Genomic DNA, 19904 nt, shown 5'->3' with positions numbered 1-19904 from the left:
ATTATATGTATCTTCGTTCGTTATTTTGAAAAAACACTATTCTATAGATTGATGAAACGTTCCCTATTATTTTTAGCGACAGCACTTTTTGTTTTATCTTCTTGTTCATCCAAGAAAAATAAGAAACACGAGCCTGTCAACACCACAACGACCAATGTCGAAATTGTAAAAAAGGATCCTCCCACATTACCTAAGCGCGAACGGGTGAAAAATACAGTTGAGACAAAAGCGCAGCCAGTTGCAGAGAAAAAGAAGGAAATTGTCGTCAATCTCCCAGCTTTACCCCGTGAGTTTCGTGCAGCTTGGGTGGCCTCTGTTGCCAATATCAATTGGCCGAGCAAAAATAACCTGAGTACAGCACAGCAGCAACAGGAAGCGATCGGCATTTTAGATTTCTTGAAAAATAATAATTTTAATGCAGTAATTTTTCAGGTGCGTCCATCAGCAGATGCATTTTATAAAAGTGATTTAGAGCCTTGGTCATATTTTTTGACAGGAACAGAAGGGCAGGCGCCATCCCCTTATTATGATCCTCTTGATTTCTGGGTAGAACAGGCTCATAAAAGAGGGATCGAGCTTCACGTTTGGCTAAACCCTTACCGCGCGCACCATACTGCTGGTGGCCCTGTTACCTCAGCCTCTATGGCGCGCAAAATGCCCGAATCTGTTGTCAAACTGAAACAAGGATATTACTGGTTTGACCCATCCAAACAATCTACGCAGGACCATGCTGCTCGCGTGGTAATGGATATTGTTAAACGTTATGATATCGATGGCGTACATTTTGACGATTACTTCTATCCTTATGCTGAATATAATGGTGGGCAGGATTTTCCAGATATGGATAGTTACAATGAATACAAACGTAATGGGGGCACGCTTTCCCGAGGTGACTTCCGGAGAAATAGTGTAAACACCTTTATCGAGCGTATCTATAGAGATATTAAAAAGGAGAAGAATTTTGTCAAATTTGGGATCAGCCCGTTCGGCATCTGGAAACCAGGCTATCCGGCAGGAATCCAAGGATCGAGTCAGTATGATATGCTTTATGCGGATGCTAAATTATGGTTGAACAAAGGTTGGATCGACTATTTTGCACCCCAATTGTATTGGCCAATACAACCCGCTAAGCAGAGTTATACCGCGCTGTTAAAATGGTGGGAAAGTGAAAATACCTTGGGACGCCACCTTTGGCCTGGTATCAATACTGTGGGCAAGCGCGGGACAGAATATGTTCAAGAAATTGTGAATCAAGTAGAGGCTGCACGTACACTATTGCCTGATAATCGGGAGGGTGTGATCCACTGGAGTTTGGCAGGACTGACCAAAAACCCGGCCATGACACAGGCTTTGGTTAATGGACCCTACCAGGTGAAAGCGCTGGTGCCAACAAGTCCTTGGTTGAATGCAAATCCTTTGTTGAAACCGACTTTGCTACTGACTCCTCAAGGGGGCAATATCTTTGCGAAATGGCAGCATCAGCAAATTGATCAGGTTGCAAAATGGGTGTTGTATCTTAACTATGGAGGGGTATGGCAATACGAGATTTTGGATCCTGGAGTCACGAGTAAAGAGATCCCAATGACATCGAACAACAAAAAGCTTCAGTATGTTGCGGTAAAAGCTGTCGATCGTCTGAGTAATGAAGGACCGTATGCTGCTGAGCATATAAAATAAGTGGTTTCCATACCATCAGGATTAAAGAAAAGGGATATCTGTATTACGGATATCCCTTTTTTGAGAAATTAACTATCGCTACCTGTGTTTACGAAGTTGTCAATGTTTTGCTTTGAATTGTAACCGATCCGAGTTACATTTATAGGTATGGAAGAGATCTATAAAACCGTAAGCGACTCGGTGATTCGGATGTCACAGCTGATGTTGCCATCCAATGCTAATTTTGGCGGTAAAATTCACGGGGGCTATATTTTGTCCTTGATGGATCAGATCGCTTTTGCTGTCGCTTCTAAATTTTCAGCGCACTATTGTGTAACAGCTTCGGTTGGCAAAGTGGATTTTTTGAAGCCTATTGAAGTGGGCGAACTCGTCACCTTGATCGCTTCAGTGAATTATGTGGGCAACTCTTCTATGGAAGGTGGTATTCGAGTAGAAGCGATGAACATTCAGACGGGCGAAACCAAACATTGTAATTCCTCCTACTTTACGATGGTGGCCAAAGATGAAACAGGAAGGCCAGCCCGCGTACCGAGGTTAATACTGGAGACTGAAAAAGACATATTTCGGTTCTACCGCTGTGTGGTGAAGATGGAAGTTGACAAAGAACGAGATCGTGCCATTCACGACATGGAAACAGACTCTGCTGAGCAACAAGCTTATATTCAGAAGCACTTTGATGTACAGATCAATCTTGCTCCGTAACAGATTGAAGGCTCTTCGCTACCATTCGATAGTACCCAGGTATTTGCTGTCTGTACATTCGTCGCTTCCGTCTGATTTATGGAAGAACACATAGATGTGGTAGGTGCCGATATGCTCTTGTCGTTGAAGTTTTAACGTTTGTGTTTGTTGGAGAAGCGTATTCATGCCCTCATTGGAAAATGCAAGTTCTTCTGGACCAGATAGAATTACTCGACAACTGCTTGTATTGAGGCCAGATGCTGCGCTCAGCTTTGTGTCATAATCCCAGAAGAGGGTGAATGTTTCTGTCTCTTTATCTATCTCAAATCTATAGGAGATAATCGGATTAAGGATTCCTTTACTAATACGGAAGTTTTCAAAGTTGATGGCATAGCCCGTTGCGGTTTTTTCTATAGCATTATTAAGATTGTAGGACATGGCGCTGCTATAAGCATTTTTATTAGGGTTATAGTTTTTAAATCCGATCCGTAATAAATAGAGCATTGAGGGGCTAAATTTTTGGATGAGAGAAAACCGTAAACGAGATTGGATTTGATCCACAGTAGGCTTTTTTGTGCTTTTCTTTGGTAAGCCCCTTGCATAGTTTTTGTTTCCATTTGTAACAAAAACTATCGATCCTGCTTTCCCCGAAACTGGTTTCTATTAGTTATGCAAAATTAGGTAGATACGGAGCGTTTGCGTACGGAAGCTGGTATTATTGGATGACGCATGCTATTGTCGATTTTGTTGTGTTTATGTGTGTATTTTTGTTGTTAAATACAGTTAAAGGGGGCTAATGGATGTTTTTAATAAATGTTTTAGGAGTTTTTAATAGCTATTTTGCTTTTATTTTGCTAAGCTGTGCGTTTTTGTGTCTATTTTGCGGCTCATTTCTAACATTTTTGTTATTGTATTGTGCTTTAATATGATTGTTGGTCTTTATTTTTTAAATAATTGCGCATAAACTTGCATAAATACGATGCTTTTCATACTATTGTGTAGCAATTGAAGAAACCGATGACTGGAACCTCCTGTCACGGGCAATTATTAACAACTAACTAAAAACCATGAATAAAAAATTTCTCTTATTCTGTTCAGGGGTGATGCTGTCAACGAGCTTGTGGGCGCAAACCAAAACTGTAACAGGTAAAGTGACGAATGCTTCTGATGGAGGTAACATGGCCAATGTCACTGTGAGCATCAAAGGTAAAGCTGTCAGTACACAAACGAAGCCCGATGGCAGTTTTACGATCAGTGCAGAACCAGGTGATATTTTAATTTTTAGAGCAGTGGGTTCTCAAGAAAGGCAACAATTAGTTGGCACAAATGCGACGATCAATGTTGCACTTTCTGGTAGTGAGGAAGCTCTCGAAGAAGTTGTTGTGACGGCAATGGGAATCAAGAAGGAAAAGAAGGCGCTGGGCTATGCTGTCCAAGATATTAAATCGGATGAGTTGATGAAGAATAAAAATCCGAATATAATCAATTCATTAAATGGCAAGATTGCTGGTGTAAATGTGACCAATTCGGGAGGAGCGCCAGGAGCATCTGCTTCCATCGTTATTCGTGGCGGTACCTCCCTCGAACGGGATAATCAACCCTTATTTGTTATCGATGGTATGCCAATGGATAATTCCACTGGCCAAGGTGATAATTCCGCTTTTGACGGCAATACGAATATCTCCACCACGAATGGTAATCGTGCGTTAGATTTAAATCCAGAGGATATTGAATCTATATCGGTTTTGAAAGGGCCTGCGGCTGCGGCACTGTATGGATTGCGGGCGGCAGCGGGTGCTATTGTCGTAACCACCAAAAAAGGGAAAGATGGGGCTACTTCGATAGGAATAAATTCACGCTTTGGTGTGAATTGGGTAAATCGCCTGCCGAAGTTACAAGATAAATTTAAGCAGGGTTCTAATTATAAAGGGAATAGGATTACTGATAATACGTATCTGTCTTGGGGAGATGCTTTTCAGCCTGTAGAAACTGTTTATGATAATTTAGGGGACTTCTATCAAAATGCAACAACTTTTGATAACTCATTTAATGTGTCAGGGGGTAATGCAAAGGGTAATTTTTATTTATCTGGCTCGAATTTGGACCAATCAGGTATTGTGCCGACCACCGATTTTAAACGTACTACTTTCCGATTTAATGGCGAACAAAAAGTAGGTGTTTTTACATTTGGCGCAAACGCATCCTACTCGCATAGTACCACGCAGAAAACCTTAACTGGATCTGGTCTTTGGGGAGGTTCGGGGTTGGGGTATATGGAATCCATTCTAGCTTTTCCGCGCAATGTGGACATGAAAAAATGGATAGATCCTAGTGGCAAACAGATTTTACTACTACCGAACGTGGCGCTTCAAGATAATGTTGATAATCCGTATTGGACAATCCATAAAAACCCTCAAAATGACAAGACAAACCGTTTTCTAGGGAATGTATATACGAATGTGAAGATTACGGATTGGTTAGATGCAACTTACAAGTTAGGTGTTGATAATTACACTACGAATTTCAGATCAATTATAACGCCTGGCTCTGCGGTAAAGGAGGCCTGGCAAAATGGTATGCTTTCGGAAAATATTCGTCAATATAATTACATCAATTCCAATTTTATGTTGAATTTCCATAAGCAATTTAAACAGGATTGGGATGTCAATTTCTTATTGGGGACAACAGCTGAGGATACATATCTTCAAGCAAATTCCATGCGTGCCGAGAAATTCTCTATTCCGAATTTTGAAAGCATAAACAATGCGGATGCAAAGAATAAGTATTTCAATGAATCCATCACCAAAAAAAGATTGCTAGGTGTCTATGGGGATTTGCGTATCGGTTATAAAAACCTATTATTCCTAAGTGCTACAGGTCGTAATGATTGGTCTTCTACCTTGCCGATACAAAATCGTTCTTTCTTTTATCCTTCATTTTCTGGGAGTTTAATCTTCACGGAACTCATGGAGAAAAGCGATATTTTGAATTATGGTAAGTTGCGAGCTTCATGGGCACAGGTCGGTAAAGATGCGCCTGCTTATCAAACAGCAACCTATTTGTTTGAACCTCAATTGACCGTTGGAGGTGGGTTTAGAAATTATTGGACGAGGGGTAATGATCAATTGAAACCTGAGACAACGACCTCTTTTGAAGTTGGTACTGATCTGAAGTTATTCAAAAACAAGTTAGGTTTAGAATTTACGTATTATAAAAACAATTCTAAAGATCAAATCTTGCAACCTCGTGTTTCAAATGCAACAGGATATATATTAAGTTTTGTCAATACGGGCGAGATTGAAAATAAGGGAATAGAGGTGTCTATTAATACCTCTCCAATTAAAAAAGAAGATTTTAGATGGGATTTGGCTTTGAATTTCTCTCATAACAAAGGCGTGGTGAAATCATTGCCAGCTTCTCTACCCATTCTGTATGTTACTGACGTGCAGGTAGGAAATGGAAAAGCGGCTTCTTTTGGCAATGGAAATTTCATGGGTATAAGTGGTTCAACCTGGCAACGCGATGCTGACGGGAATTTGTTGTTGGATTGGAAAACAGGATACCCATTGACATCGACAGATGCGACAAAGCCTATTGGTAATAGAGAACCGAGTTTCCTCGGTGGTCTAAATAATACTTTTGTCTATAAAAACTGGGAGCTATCATTCTTATTTGATTTTAGAAAAGGTGGAGATATCTTAAATGGCACAGAGTATCTTTTGGCCTATAATGGCTTAAGTAAAGTAACGGAAAACAGAGGTGATAAACTTTCCTTTACAGGCATGGCGCTTAATCCAGAGACGAAAGCATATGAAATGATTACTAAGGAAGTTGTTGCAACAGAGGAGTATTATCGAGATATTTATGCCTTGCATACACCTCATTTCGTTGAAAATGTAAATTGGTTGCGTCTCCGTTCCTTAAGTTTGACGTATAGCTTGCCTCCTGATTTTTTGAAGCGTTCTAAAATATTTAAAGCGGCATCAGTCACAGCGACAGGAACAAATCTCTGGTTGTGGACAAATTATTCTGGTATGGATCCTGAGGTGAGTGCTGCTGGAGCAGGCGTGATTGGTTCTGGTTCTGTAGGTGTGGATTATGCTGGCGTACCGGCAACTGCTGGAGTAACCTTTGGTTTAAATCTAAAGTTTTAAAAAATGAAAAAGTTTATTTATATAGTAGCTGCAGCCTCAACACTCGCTTTGGGTTCGTGTAGCAAATGGCTTGATGTAAATGAAAACCCTAATTCGGCGAATACGACTGTTCCGACAGCTGTGCAGCGTTTGCCCCCTATACTGGCTCAATTTGCTGATGGGTATGAAAGCGCCGGCACAAGGGCTTCTTTTATTACACAGCAACTGGCTGTGGTAAATGCAAATAGCAATAACTGGAATTTGACAAGATGGAATTTGACCAATGCCGCCGTGGGATGGCCGTGGCAAGCTTGGTATGTCAATACTGCTGTAAATATTCAGCCGATGATTGATGCCGCCGATAAGGTTGGCGCAAATCATTATGTGGGTGTTGGTAAGATTATAAAGGCATGGGGCTTTGGATATATGGTCGACTGTTATGGAATTTTGCCTTATGATGAATTTGATAATAAAGATATTCTTACCCCTAAGTTTGATGACGGAGAATATATCTATGGGAAAGTGTTGCCACTACTTGATGAAGCAATTTTAGATCTTAGTAAAGCACAAGATCAGTATGCACCCTCTTTGAAAGAAGGCGATACCTATAACGGTGGTGATGTACAAAAGTGGATAAAATTGGCCTATGGTCTAAAGGCACGTTTTTTAAACCATTATAGTAAAAAAGCAAATTATAATCCGGATGAAATTCTGTCTTTATTGGCTAAGGCTCCTTCTTCAAGTATTGATGGTACTACGTATCAGTATGTGGATGAAGGTAAAGATGTCAGTGATAATTCTAAAGCTGCACTGCAATGGGCTAATACCGGTACTACTGCAAGAATAACGAAACTGTATTACGACTATATCACCAATAATTATACAGGTGCTCCTACAGGAGGGAATAATATGGTAGACCCTCGCTTGGATCTATTGGTTCCTAGTATGGATAATGGTAAAGGAGTGTTGGTGCGTTCAAAAGTAGTGGATATGCAATCTTCTTTGCCCGCTACAGGTCCTGTAGCAGTGACTTTCAACGAAAAAAATAATCAGTTTTCCCATGCTGATTCTGTTTATGTATCCTTACGAAGCAATACAGCGGCTTCTACTGGACGTGTTTTGTCAACCGGAACATGGTATACGCGAAAAGGAGGAAAAGGTTTATTGTTAACTGGTGCCGAAATGAAATTTATAGAAGCAGAGATACGTTTCAAAAAAGGACAGCTTGCTCTGGCTCTCCAGGCGTATAAAGATGGAATTAAAATTCATATGGAAATAATGGGAGTGGCTAGTGGAGATCTGACAAAGTTCTTGGAGAGTACATCTGTTGTTCAGGATGCTTCCAAGCTGACGTTAAGCCAAATTATGATTCAAAAATATATAGCGCTTTCTTATTCGCAAGAGCAATGGGCAGACTTGCGTAGAATGGATTTTTGCACCGATGCGTCTGGTAATTATAACGAGACAATCGGTATCTATAAAGGTTTCAATCGTCCTAGTCATGTTTTTGCGAATTCTTTTCCTAATCCAACTGATTGGCCAAGGAGATTTGCAATAGCTTCTTACGAAAACAGCTATAATCTTGACCAAGTGAAAAAGGCCGATCCCGATGCAGGTTCGCCAACATATATCACTAAACCCGTATTTTGGGATAAAAAGTAAGTGTATTTACTGATATTATTTTAAGGCTTGAAGGTATATCCTTCAGGCCTTTTTCAATAGCATAATTACTGGCCTAAATTTTTAATTTGTTAGATTTGTATAATGAAATCTATTCTGTTAGTTGTTAATTGCCTTTTGGCGACGATGTTGTTCGCCCAATCTCCCAAGATTATTCAGAAACCAATTACTTGGAATCAGGAACGAATACAGCTTTCCCTGGATTATTTGAAAAATAGACATGGTCTGACCCAGTCAGCCCCGATTATTCATCCTAAAATGGTTGTCGTGCACTGGACTGCAAACAATAGTGTGAAAGCAACGTTCAACACTTTCAATCCGGTAAAACTGCCGGGAAGACCTGAACTGACCAAAGCAAGTGCTTTGAATGTATCTTCCCAATTCGTCATTGATCGTGATGGCACTATTTACCAATTTTTGTCCGATTCTATTTTTGCGCGACATACTATAGGACTCAACTATTGTGCGATCGGTATCGAGAATATCGGCAGCCGCGAACATCCACTAACGCATGCGCAACTGAAAGCTAATGAAGAACTAATTCGCTATCTCAGCAAAAAATACCCGATAGCATTTGTATTGGGCCACCATGAATATCAGCGTTTCAAAAAAACAAGTTGGTGGAAAGAGACAGATCCAAATTATATTACAGGTAAAGACGATCCGGGCGATAAATTCATGAATGAATTGCGGTCCGCGCTGAATGATTTAAAATTAAATTCTCTTCCTTAAATTAAGCCCACAAGCGAGATCCTTTATATCATTTTATTGCTTGCCTTTGCAATATATCTCTAACCTATGCCGAAAATGCACGATGTACGGTTTTGCTGTATTTTGCTATGTTGTTAAATTATGTTAATTGTACTAAAATTGTTATGATTAACCTTCCTATTTGAGTTTTTGTAAGAATATCATTTAGTGTAAGTTTCTACTTAATTTATTGATAATAAGTGATTTGTATTTTTCGTTAATCTCTCTAGTTATTGTTTCTTAATAATGCTTAAGCGTATTTGTTATTTGATAAAAAAGTGAACACTTACTTTCTTTTGCGTTTTTATGACAAGTTTTGTTTTAAAAACGAAAACTTCTACTTACTTTTATCCTGATTTTCAATTATTCATGCATAAAACTGCATTTCTGCATGAGCTAAAAGTCTATTTATGATGAAAACTACCTTATTAAAACTTGCCTTTGCCATTTCCATTGCCGGTTTTACCTCTTGCGGCAGTTCACTAAAGTCTGCTCAGGTCAATGCGACAAATGGGATACGCGTAGCGGGGGCGGCAGAACATGTGATTTTGCCAGGAGCGGATCAGCTCGATTTATATCTGCCTCAATTAAAAGGTAAGAAGGTAGGTATTATGGGGAATCAAACTTCGATTGTTGGTTCCAATAAAAGGCATGTTGTTGATGTATTGATGGAGAACAAAGTTGACTTAAAATTTGCTTTTGCTCCGGAGCACGGTTTCCGTGGTAATGTTGAACGTGGCGAGAAGTTTGGGAATGATTTGGATCAGAAAACAGGTTTGCCTTTGTTTACATTATATGGTGGTAATAAAAAGCAGGATTCCATTGTGAATTCCATTGATGTCATGATTTTCGATCTACAAGATGTAGGTGCGCGTTTTTATACCTATATCACTTCATTGCATCGTGTCATGGAGCTTTGTGCAAAACATAATAAAAAACTGATCATTCTAGATCGCCCAAATCCAAACGGCGATCAAGTAGATGGACCTGTAAGGCATGACGATAAATTTAAATCCGATGTGTCTTGGCATAAGATAGCGATGATTCACGGTCTGACTATTGGAGAGCTTGCGCAGATGATCAATGGAGAACGTTGGTTGGAGAATGGGCGCCAGGCGGATATACAGATTGTGAAGGTGCAAAACTGGGATCACAAGACAATGTATGATTTGCCCGTGGTTCCCTCGCCAAGTCTACCCAATCCACTGTCGGTCCGTTTATATCTTTCATTGTGCCTTTTCGAAGGGACTGATATTTCGGTAGGACGTGGTACAGATTGGCCTTTTCAGGTTTTAGGATATACAAATCCGGTATACGGTTCTTTTACGTTTACTCCCGGCGAACGCCATGGTATGTCGAAGCATGTGGAAGGAAAAGGGGCTACAAATTATGGTATAGACCTACGGGCTTTAGATCCAGCGGGTCAAAAATTTACCTTAAAATATCTATTGGATTTTTATCAAAAGACACCGGATAAATCCACTTTTTTTGCACGGCCTGAATTTTTTGATAAACTGGCAGGCACCGATCAATTACGCAAGCAGATCCTTGCTGGTCAATCCGAGAAACAGATTCGTGCGTCGTGGTCTGATGACTTAAAGGCGTATAAGCAAATGCGTAAAAAGTATTTGCTTTACACTGATTTTGAATAGCAATAACTAACAAATATTAACTAGAATCATTTATTTTAAAACTCTATAATCAATGAGAAAATTTGTACTATTTTCTGTTGCTCTTGGATTGAGTTTTCCTTCTGAATCCTATTCTTTTACAAAAAAAGAAGGTACGTTGAACAGTGGTAATTTAACAAGCGCTCTTCTACGTTCTTCTGCAAAAGGTGCGGTTCAAAATACGGTGCAAGGTACTGTAAAGGATGGAAAAGGTCCAGTCTCTGGGGTAAGTGTATTTTTGATTGGCGGTACTGCGTCAACAAAGACCGATGCTCAAGGACAATTTAAAATTACAGCTGCCGTGGGGAGCAAGTTGCGTTTTTCATCTATTGGATACGTGACGAAAGAAGTTACCGTAACTTCAGGTTCGCTTGATGTGACGCTAGCCGACGATAATCAAGCGTTGGATGAAGTTGTGGTGGTGGGTTACGGTACGCAGAAAAAAGGTAACTTAACTGGTGCTGTTGCGTCGATTAATGTGAAGGAAAACCTACAGAGTCGTCCGATTGCCGATGTTGGAAGGGCAATTCAAGGTACGACGCCAGGTTTTAGTGTTACTGTGCCGAGTGGAGAGGTGGGGTCTGATCCTACTATGCGCATACGGGGTGCAATATCATCAATTCAAGGGAATAGTAGTCCATTGATCTTGGTAGATAATGTGGAGATTCCAAGTATTCAGTATGTAAATCCTGACGATGTGGAGTCTATTACAGTACTAAAAGATGCTGCCTCTTCATCCATCTACGGTGCAAAGGCTGCTTTCGGTGTGGTATTGATTAAGACTAAGACAGGAGGAAGTGCAGAGAAGGTTACGGTAAATTATTCCAATAATTTTTCATTCCAAAATCCATATAAAAAATTGGAAATGGGACGCGTTAATGCTTTAAAATATACCATCGATGCGTTAGAAAGAGTCGGAGGGACAGAGACTGGCGCTTTCTATAAAGTAAATAAAGAGAGTTATGAACGTGCGGTTGAGTGGGATAAAAAATATGGATCTACAATAGGTAAAGATGATCCAACTGTCTATGGTAGAGATTGGTTTGTTGATCCGGGATCACCAACGAAAAAATATGGTGTTAGAACTTATGACCCTTATGACTATATGGTGCGGGAATGGGCGCCCACACAAACGCATAATTTGTCTTTAAATGGTACGGTTAAGAAAACACAATATACTGCTTCATTCGGTTCGTTGAATCAGAGTGGTATGTTAAAGGCAGGGGATTCTGATAAATTTAAACGGTATAATGCTGCGCTAAGACTAAATACCGAACTGAATAAATATTTGACTATTAGAGGCGGGGCTATGTTTGCTCAACGGAACAAGATCTATCCGTATGCAACAAATTCAACAACGGCCGATCCGTGGTTATATATGTATCGCTGGAGTTCGCTTTATCCAATGGGATATGATGAAAATAGAAATCCAATAAGAAGTCCATGGAGTGAAAATGAGGCGGCAAATCAAGCTTCTATGCTTCGTAATTATATTAACTTAAGTGCTGGTGCTACAGTTAATATTATGAAAAATTGGAAAGTAGATGTAGACTATACATTTACCAATGAAGATTATAGTTGGCGAAAAAACGGAACTAGGTATACCGCTGCCAATTCTTGGGTGGCTGCCAAACAAAGGTTTGATGCACAAGGAAATCCTGTTTATGTCAATAAAGAAGGGGTTGTTGTCAATAAGGGAGATGAGGATGCGACTTTAGCTTATGATCTTTCTAATGATATGTATACAGCTAATGGCTCAGCACAAGACCATATCTACATGCGCTCGCAAAATGAACACAAACATACAGTGAATGCATTTACAACATATCAACTTGATTTGAATGATGATCATGACTTTAAATTTATCCTTGGTCTCAATAGAGTGACAAATGATGGTTCTTATCACTGGACGCAGCGAGCTGATTTATTGGATATTACAAATCCACAGTTTGATTTGGCTGTTGGTCAGATTACTGGAAGTGGTGGCGAATACTGGGAATCTCAATTGGGCTATTTTGGGCGCGTGAACTATGCTTATAAGAATAAATATCTGTTTGAAGGAAATATCCGTTATGATGGTTCATCCAAGTTTCCTAAAGATTTGAAATGGCGCTGGTTCCCTTCCTTCTCAGCGGGTTGGGTAGTTTCGGAAGAAAAGTTCATGGACTGGTCAAGATCTACATTAAATCAGTTGAAGTTTAGAGGTTCATGGGGAGTTATTGGAAACCAAACAGTACCTTCTGACCTTTATGTTTCCAACATGGACGCGGGTCAGATTAACTATATTGTCAATGGCGCACTGTTGAATTCAGTTGGTACACCAAAATTGAACTGGCCAAGCGTTACTTGGGAAGATCTTGAAACCCTCGATTTTGGAGCAGATGCTAGATTTTTTAAAAATAAATTAGGGTTTACATTTGATTGGTATCAAAAGAAAACGAAAAACATGTTTGCTCCTTTGGAAGGGACAACATTGACTTTGGGTTCTGCAGCGCCCTGGGGTAACTTTGGTACTTTAACAACTAAGGGATTCGAGCTAGCAATCGATTTTAATCATCGATTCGAAAATGGACTGGGTATTAACTTTAGGGCCAATTTGGATGATTCAAAATCTGTCTTCAATGGCTACACCTCATTACGTACTACAGGTGTAAATTACAATGGTAGGGTTTATGGTGATATTTGGGGATATGAGACTGACCGTTTATACCAATATAGCGATTTTGTATTGGATGAAAAAAATGATCCTCAATTGGTAAAGCCAAATAGCGATATGACTAAATATTACGGAAGTACAGATAATGTCTATCTATTAAAAGAAGGACCAAATGGCGAGAAGCCTGTTTACCAGCCACGATTCCAAAATTCAACTAATTTCTATTTTGGTCCTGGTGATGTTAAATTCAAAGATTTGAATGGTGACGGTGAGATCGATAATGGTGATGGTACTATTGATAATCCTGGTGACATGAAGATCATTGGTAATTCAACGCCTCGTTATCAGTATGGTTTTAGATTTGGTGCTGATTGGAAAGGATTCGATGTTTCGGCATTTTTCCAAGGAGTGGGACAACGTAAGGTTTGGGGAGCGGGATTCTTGGCGATTCCAGGATTTAACACATCAGACGGTGCAATGCCTGCAAGCTTTGTCAACGATTACTGGACTAAAGATAATCAGGGAGCTTTCTATCCTGCTGCATTTAACAATAGTGGTAGTGCAAATGTGAATAATATGCAAGTTCAGTCCCGCTACTTATTAGATATGTCATATCTTAGAATTAAGAACTTAACTCTAGGGTATACAATTCCTCAAAATATTGTACAGCGAGCTAAGATAAATAACCTGCGTGTTTATATATCGTTGGAGAATTTCTTCACTTGGGATAAACTTAGAGGCTTACCGATTGATCCGGAAGAGGTGGAAGGTTTCTCGATTTTTAATGAGACGAATTATAACGGTGGACGTACCGGCGTGGGAACACCAACATTTAAGAGTGCATCGTTTGGTGTTCAGTTAAACTTTTAAACGAATTTGACAGATGAAATTAAATAAGATAAAAATTGGATCTATCATGCTATCTGCAATGTTATTGGGGGTCGGCTGTAGTAAGGATGTTTTGGATAGGCCTGATCAAACTAAAGTAATCGATGAAAACTTTTGGAGAAATGAAGCAGATGTTCGTTTGTATGCAAATGATTTTTATTTAAACTATTTTGTTGGCTATAATACTTTTTTTGGTACCGCTTATGCTCCGTTGGTGGGCTATAACTACGCGGATGATTTTACATCTGAAGGTACACAGGGGGGATTTGAGGCGGTAGTGCCCACGAGTAGAGGATCTAGTAGTGCGACACCAGATATGTTGACTACTTATTCTGGGCCAACCTGGAACTTTTACTGGGTAAGAAAGGCTAATGTGATGTTGAATAGGGTTGATACAAAAGCTAAATCCAAATTGTCTGAAGCGGAGTATAAGCACTGGTCTGCAGTAGCTCGATTTTTTAGGGGCTATGAATACAGTCGGCTAGTTTCTGTATTTGGTGATGTGCCATATTTCGATGTTGAAGTTGATCCGATGGACCAAGCTACAATGTATAAAGAGCGAACCAAGCGTGGAGAAGTGATGGATAAAGTGTATACCGATTTCGAATATGTATTGGATAATATGCGTGCGGACGATGGAAAAGGCTATGTAAATAAGTATGCAGCAGCGGCACTTATTTCTAACCTTATGCTGTTTGAGGGATCATGGGAAAAATACCACGGCTTAGATCAAGATCGAGCAAAGAAGTATCTTACGCTCGCAGTCAAAGCATCCGAAGTGGTTATGAATAGTGGTAAATGGTCTTTTGGAAGTGATTTTAAGAGTTTGTTTGCGTCCGAAGATCTGTCAAGCAATCCTGAGGTAATTTTCTTTAGAACCTATAATGACGCCTTGAAGGTGACTCACTCCGTAGGGTCTTATAGTAATGGTACTGAGGGCCAAAAGGGAGTGAATTTGGATTTGCTTAAATCTTTTATCTGTAATGATGGAAAGGTCTGGCAAAACTCGGTAGTCGCAAATGCCTCGGATTTTTCGATGAAGTCTTTGGCGAAAACGAGAGATCCCCGGTTTGAAGCTTCATTGATGGATACAGTTAATACTGCCTCTTCAACATTTGCTTACGGTCATAAATTTGCTGCAAGAGAAGCTTTGACTTATATCGGAAAAACTTATCCTGCGAAATGGAGCAGCAATACAAATACAAATGATGCTCCAGTTGCGCGTCTTGGAGAAGTTGTGCTGAATTGGATTGAAGCGAGGCAAATTCTAGCTGAGTTTTTTGGTGGAACAGCTATTACCCAAGTTGATTTAGATAAATCGATAAACGCTGTTCGGAGTAGGCCGTTGGATGCAACTGCTATTGCTAAGGGGGTGAAGAAAACTGCACCTTTAATATTGAATTCATTACCGAACGATCCTAGTCGTAGTTCCGATGTGTCGCCTTTGATGTGGGAAATCAGACGTGAGCGGAGAATGGAGTTTGTGTATGAGTATGCGAGATTAAATGATATCCGTCGCTGGAAGAAATTGGAATATATGAATTTTTCGCGAAGTGCCGATTATTCGTTAGGTCCTTGGGTAAATATTAAAAAGGATCTTCCGAATCGTTTGACAAAGGCCTATGAAGGTGTTTTGAAGGTGCGGGATGCAGCTGGAAATACGATTACCTATAATGGTACTAATGGGGATGCTATGGTAGGATATTATGTCGTTCCGAAGTTTGGGAATAGGGTAAGTTTTACTGATCGATCTTATTTGGCTCCCGTCGGACTAAATCAAATTCAACAATACGCAAATTTGGGCTATATCTTGGCGCAGACTCCGGGATGGCAGTAAATAATGATAAATTAAAAAGCCTTTCTGAATCTTTCGGAGAGGCTTTTTTATGCTTTGATAGCGAATACTATTAAGGCGCATCTAAACCAATATTAAACACTAGATTTGCATAAAAACGCATTTCTATTTCTTTTTTATGCATAAAAACGCTATTTTTAAGAAAACATTACGCATGAGGTCTACAATTATTACCTTTTTTATTGCATTATCCTGCATTTTTAATGTCTCGATTGCACAGCAATCCTTCAAATTCGCTCACGTGACCGATACGCATGTTGGCGGTGCAACAGGAGCGGAAGATTTGCGACGTACAGTAAAAGACCTAAATACGGTGAAAGATATCGATTTCGTGATACTGTCTGGTGATATCACTGAGTTTGGTGCTGATCATGAGCTCAAGCTGGCTAAGCAAATTTTGGATAGCTTGCAGCTTCCCTGGTATGTTATTCCCGGGAACCATGATGGAAATTGGTCTGAAAATGGGGCCAATACTTTTCGCACCGTTTTTGGTGGTGAAACTTTTTTCTTTAAGCACAAAGGTTATGCATTTATGGGTACCAATTCCGGTCCGAATATGCGGATGAGCCCCGGTCAGATTCCACGCGAAAATCTGGTCTGGATGGACTCTGTTTTTGCCGCGAACCCGGATAAACAGCTACCATTGATCTATATTAACCACTATCCACAAGATTCATCGTTGAATAACTGGTTTGACGCCTTGAAAAGGGTCAAAACTCGAAATGTTCAGCTGGCGTTTTGTGGGCATGGGCATATCAATAAATTGTACGATTGGGAAGGAATTCCTGGTGTAATGGGGCGTTCCAACCTGCGGGCAAATAGGGAAATTGGTGGTTATAATATTGTAACCATTGCAGACGGTAAGGCTACTTATCAAGAGCGTAACCCGGGAATGGGTACCCAGGAAAAGCCCTGGCTCGTTGTCTCTCTTTTCAATCATCATTTTGAAAATGAAACCGCGACTTACCCACGACCTAGTTATGCTGTCAATACAAAATATGCCAATCAAGTTAAGGTCAATTGGACTTTTGAAGATGCAAGTGATATCGGAGCGGGACTGACGGTTTACAAAAATAGCGTGATTACATCAAACACTGCCGGAGATATCTTTGCGCTCGATTTAAAGACCGGCAGGAAGCTGTGGGCATTCCGTACTGGAGGTAAAGTGTATTCCACGCCAGCAGTTTCGAAAGGAATCGTGGTGGCTGGATCATCGGATCATGCAATTTATGCAGTGGATGCTCGGAATGGTCGATTACTGTGGAAGGTGCAGACAGAGAAGGCGGTTTTGGGATCGCCATTACTATACGATGGCGTCGCTTTTATCGGCGGTTCTGATGGTAAGTTTAGAGCGTTGGATATTAAAACAGGTGCTGTAAAATGGAGTTTTGATCAGGTCAAAGGATTTGTGTCAACATTACCGACCTATTATTTGGGCAATGTAATTTTCGGTTCATGGAGTAATGGGTTTTATGCCCTGAACGCTAAGACAGGTCGTCTTTCTTGGGAATGGAACAATGGACAGTCCAATCGCATGTTTTCTGCTGCTGCATGTAATCCAGTAGGTGTAAATAATCGTGTTTTTGTGGTTGCGCCCGATCGTTTTATGACAGCGCTGGATGCGAAATCAGGAGCGGTTATTTGGCGGGAAAAAAGAGATACGATTCGTGTACGGGAGTCGATGGGGCTTTCCGCGGATCAAAAATTGGTTTATGTGAAAACAATGGATGGTGATCTTTTCGGTATCTCAGTTGCGGGTGAAAGCATGGATGTTGCTTGGACGTCTGCCTTGAAGTTGCCTTATGAGTTGACACCATCGGTTATCAAAACAAACGGCAGATTGGTGTTTGTGCCGAGTCATTCGGGTTTACTGTCTGCAGTAAGCGCAAAAACAGGCGAAGTTGTATGGCAATATAAAATATCGAATGGGATGCTTAATCCGGTTGCAATAAATGGTCAAAAAGGGGTGATTGCGAGTACAATGGATGGTAAAATAGTGTCATTAGCATTTTAAACAATTTGACTAAAACATCTTTTTGAAAATAAATGCCTTGATATGATAAAAAAATGTCTAAACTTCTTAAATTTACGTCAAGCTTTTGTGCTTGTTTTTGCATGTTTTGTTTGTAACTTTGCGAAAGCACAGCAAAATGCTTGGATTAGAATAAACCAATTGGGTTATACTCCAGCAAGTAAGAAGGTTGCAGTATGGGGTGGGAAATCAATCAGGCAGCTTCGTTCTTTTGAGATTAAAAACGCAAAAACAGGTAAAACCGTGTATGTGCATCCTGTCGGAAAAGATTATGGGTCTTACGGTCCTTTTATTCAAAGCTTTCGTTTTGATTTTTCTGCCGTACAAGATACAGGACGCTTCTTTGTTCAGGCTGACGATGTAAAATCAGCAACATTCCGAATTGCACGGGACGTCTATAAAGGGGCCGCAGATTTTGTATTGCGATATATGCGGCAACAACGGACATTGTTCAATCCCTTTCTGCAAGATAGTTGCCATACACACGATGGTTTTACGCTTTACGCCGAAAAGGTGGGAATTCAAGATAGTTCGCGTATCGATGCTGGTGGTGGTTGGCACGATGCTTCTGATTATTTGCAATATGCGACAACTTCGGCAAATGCAACATTTCACTTGCTTGCTGCCTATCGTGATTTTCCAAGAGTGTTTGGTGATCGGAAGCTGGTGAATGGGCTTGATGGTAAAAATGGCCGGGCAGATGTCCTGGATGAAGCAAAATGGGGGTTGGATTGGTTGTTGAAGATGCATCCCAAGGCTAACGAAATGTACAATCAGATTGGAGACGACCGGGATCATGCCAGTATGCGGATGCCCAAGGAAGATCCGTATTATGGACGTGGATTTGAAAGGCCGGTGTATTTTATCGATGGTGAGCCGCAGCAACGCGGTAAGTTTATGAATAATACGACGGGGACAAGCTCCACTGCGGGTAAATTTAGCAGTGCTTTTCGCCTCGGGGCGACGTTGTTTGATAAGGAAGATCGGAAGTATGCCAGATTGCTGGCCAAGAAATCAGCGTCCGCCTATGCCTATGCCAATATTAAACCCGGCGTGACACAGACGGTTTCTGTGAAATCGCCCTATATTTATGCAGAGGACAATTGGGTGGATGATATGCAGTTGGCTGCTGCAATGGGTTTTTCAGCGACAAAGAAAAAGAAATTTGCCCAAGAGGCTTTAAAATATGCCAGACAGGAAAAGGTGACACCTTGGATGATTACCGATACTGCCGCTCACTATCAGTGGTATCCGTTTATCAACCTTGGGCATTATGAACTGGCAAAAGGATTAAAAGGACAAGATCGCGAGGAGATTGTATCTTACTATAAGCAAGGGATTGAGGAGGTTAATCGCAGGGCAGAGTTAAATGCCTTTTATCGGGGAGTCCCCTTTATCTGGTGTAGCAATAATTTGACTGTATCTTTTGCCATCCAATGTTTGTGGTATAAGGAACTGACAGGAGATGCACAATTCGATGAGCTCGCTCAGGCTAATTTTGACTGGTTGTTTGGTACGAATCCCTGGGGAACAAGCATGGTCTATGGTCTTCCATCTTGGGGCGATACACCTGTGGATCCGCATTCGGCGTTTACGTTTCTGGGAAAGCACCCGATCGACGGTGGTTTGGTTGATGGGCCTATTATGGCGTCTACTTATCGCAATTTGATCGGTATCAAGTTGAATAATCCCGATCATTATGCGGAGTTTCAAAGTGATTTGGCAGTCTATCACGATGATTACGGGGACTATAGTACCAATGAGCCGACCATGGATGGAACAGCTTCTCTGATTTATTTGCTTGCTTCAAAAGAGGGTAAGGCCATGGAGGAGCCTATTGGAAAAAAGTAACCCGGGATATTTTTGGTGCTATTGTCCGGGG

The 19904-nt window shown here is 40.6% G+C and carries 10 protein-coding genes and 1 pseudogene; 10 read left to right on the top strand and 1 reads right to left on the bottom strand.

From position 1 onward, the window contains the following. The first annotated feature begins 51 nt into the window (after positions 1-51). Together VXM68_RS03770 and VXM68_RS03765 are read left to right on the top strand one after the other, a co-directional pair. Positions 52-1677 (top strand): glycoside hydrolase family 10 protein, encoded by a 1626-nt coding sequence (locus tag VXM68_RS03770; RefSeq protein ID WP_367210494.1) that lies wholly within the window; start codon positions 52-54, stop codon positions 1675-1677. Positions 1678-1824: 147 nt separating this feature from the next. Further along, entirely contained in the window at positions 1825-2379 is a 555-nt protein-coding gene (locus VXM68_RS03765) for an acyl-CoA thioesterase (protein WP_367210493.1), read from the top strand. A gap of 18 nt (positions 2380-2397) precedes the next feature. On the opposite strand, the pseudogene VXM68_RS03760 reads toward VXM68_RS03765, so the two are convergent. Next, a pseudogene (locus VXM68_RS03760) lies at positions 2398-2997 on the bottom strand (DUF6266 family protein); the annotation flags it as partial. Between the two features lie 428 nt (positions 2998-3425). Between VXM68_RS03760 and VXM68_RS03755 the strand changes: the two are divergent. From VXM68_RS03755 to VXM68_RS03720, 8 genes are all read left to right on the top strand, one after another. Continuing rightward, positions 3426-6512 carry a SusC/RagA family TonB-linked outer membrane protein gene (locus VXM68_RS03755; protein ID WP_367210492.1) on the top strand — a complete coding sequence of 1029 codons (3087 nt, stop codon included), beginning with the start codon at positions 3426-3428 and terminating at the stop codon, positions 6510-6512. 3 nt (positions 6513-6515) lie between these two features. Further along, positions 6516-8153, top strand: a complete 1638-nt coding sequence (locus tag VXM68_RS03750; protein ID WP_367210491.1) for a SusD/RagB family nutrient-binding outer membrane lipoprotein — start codon at positions 6516-6518, stop codon at positions 8151-8153. A 102-nt stretch (positions 8154-8255) separates the two neighbouring features. Then, the gene (locus VXM68_RS03745; RefSeq protein ID WP_367210490.1) at positions 8256-8903 is read left to right on the top strand and encodes an N-acetylmuramoyl-L-alanine amidase; all 648 of its coding nucleotides are present in this window, start codon (positions 8256-8258) and stop codon (positions 8901-8903) included. A gap of 428 nt (positions 8904-9331) precedes the next feature. Next, positions 9332-10573, top strand: a complete 1242-nt coding sequence (locus tag VXM68_RS03740) for an exo-beta-N-acetylmuramidase NamZ domain-containing protein (protein WP_367210489.1) — start codon at positions 9332-9334, stop codon at positions 10571-10573. 52 nt (positions 10574-10625) lie between these two features. Next, entirely contained in the window at positions 10626-14117 is a 3492-nt protein-coding gene (locus VXM68_RS03735; RefSeq protein WP_367210488.1) for a SusC/RagA family TonB-linked outer membrane protein, read from the top strand. A 13-nt stretch (positions 14118-14130) separates the two neighbouring features. Then, positions 14131-15972 (top strand): RagB/SusD family nutrient uptake outer membrane protein, encoded by a 1842-nt coding sequence (locus VXM68_RS03730; RefSeq protein ID WP_367210487.1) that lies wholly within the window; start codon positions 14131-14133, stop codon positions 15970-15972. A 172-nt stretch (positions 15973-16144) separates the two neighbouring features. After that, on the top strand, positions 16145-18004 hold the full coding sequence (locus VXM68_RS03725) for a PQQ-binding-like beta-propeller repeat protein (protein WP_367210486.1): 1860 nt from the start codon (positions 16145-16147) through the stop codon (positions 18002-18004). A 42-nt stretch (positions 18005-18046) separates the two neighbouring features. Continuing rightward, positions 18047-19873: a glycoside hydrolase family 9 protein gene (locus tag VXM68_RS03720; RefSeq protein ID WP_367210485.1), complete on the top strand. Its 1827-nt coding sequence runs from the start codon at positions 18047-18049 to the stop codon at positions 19871-19873. Positions 19874-19904: the final 31 nt, after the last annotated feature.

It is taken from the genome of Sphingobacterium sp. R2, from assembly GCF_040760075.1.
In the GTDB taxonomy this organism is placed as follows: Bacteria; Bacteroidota; Bacteroidia; order Sphingobacteriales; family Sphingobacteriaceae; genus Sphingobacterium.
Note: the sequence above shows the minus strand (reverse complement) of the source record. Positions and strands in the feature narration are given on the sequence as shown.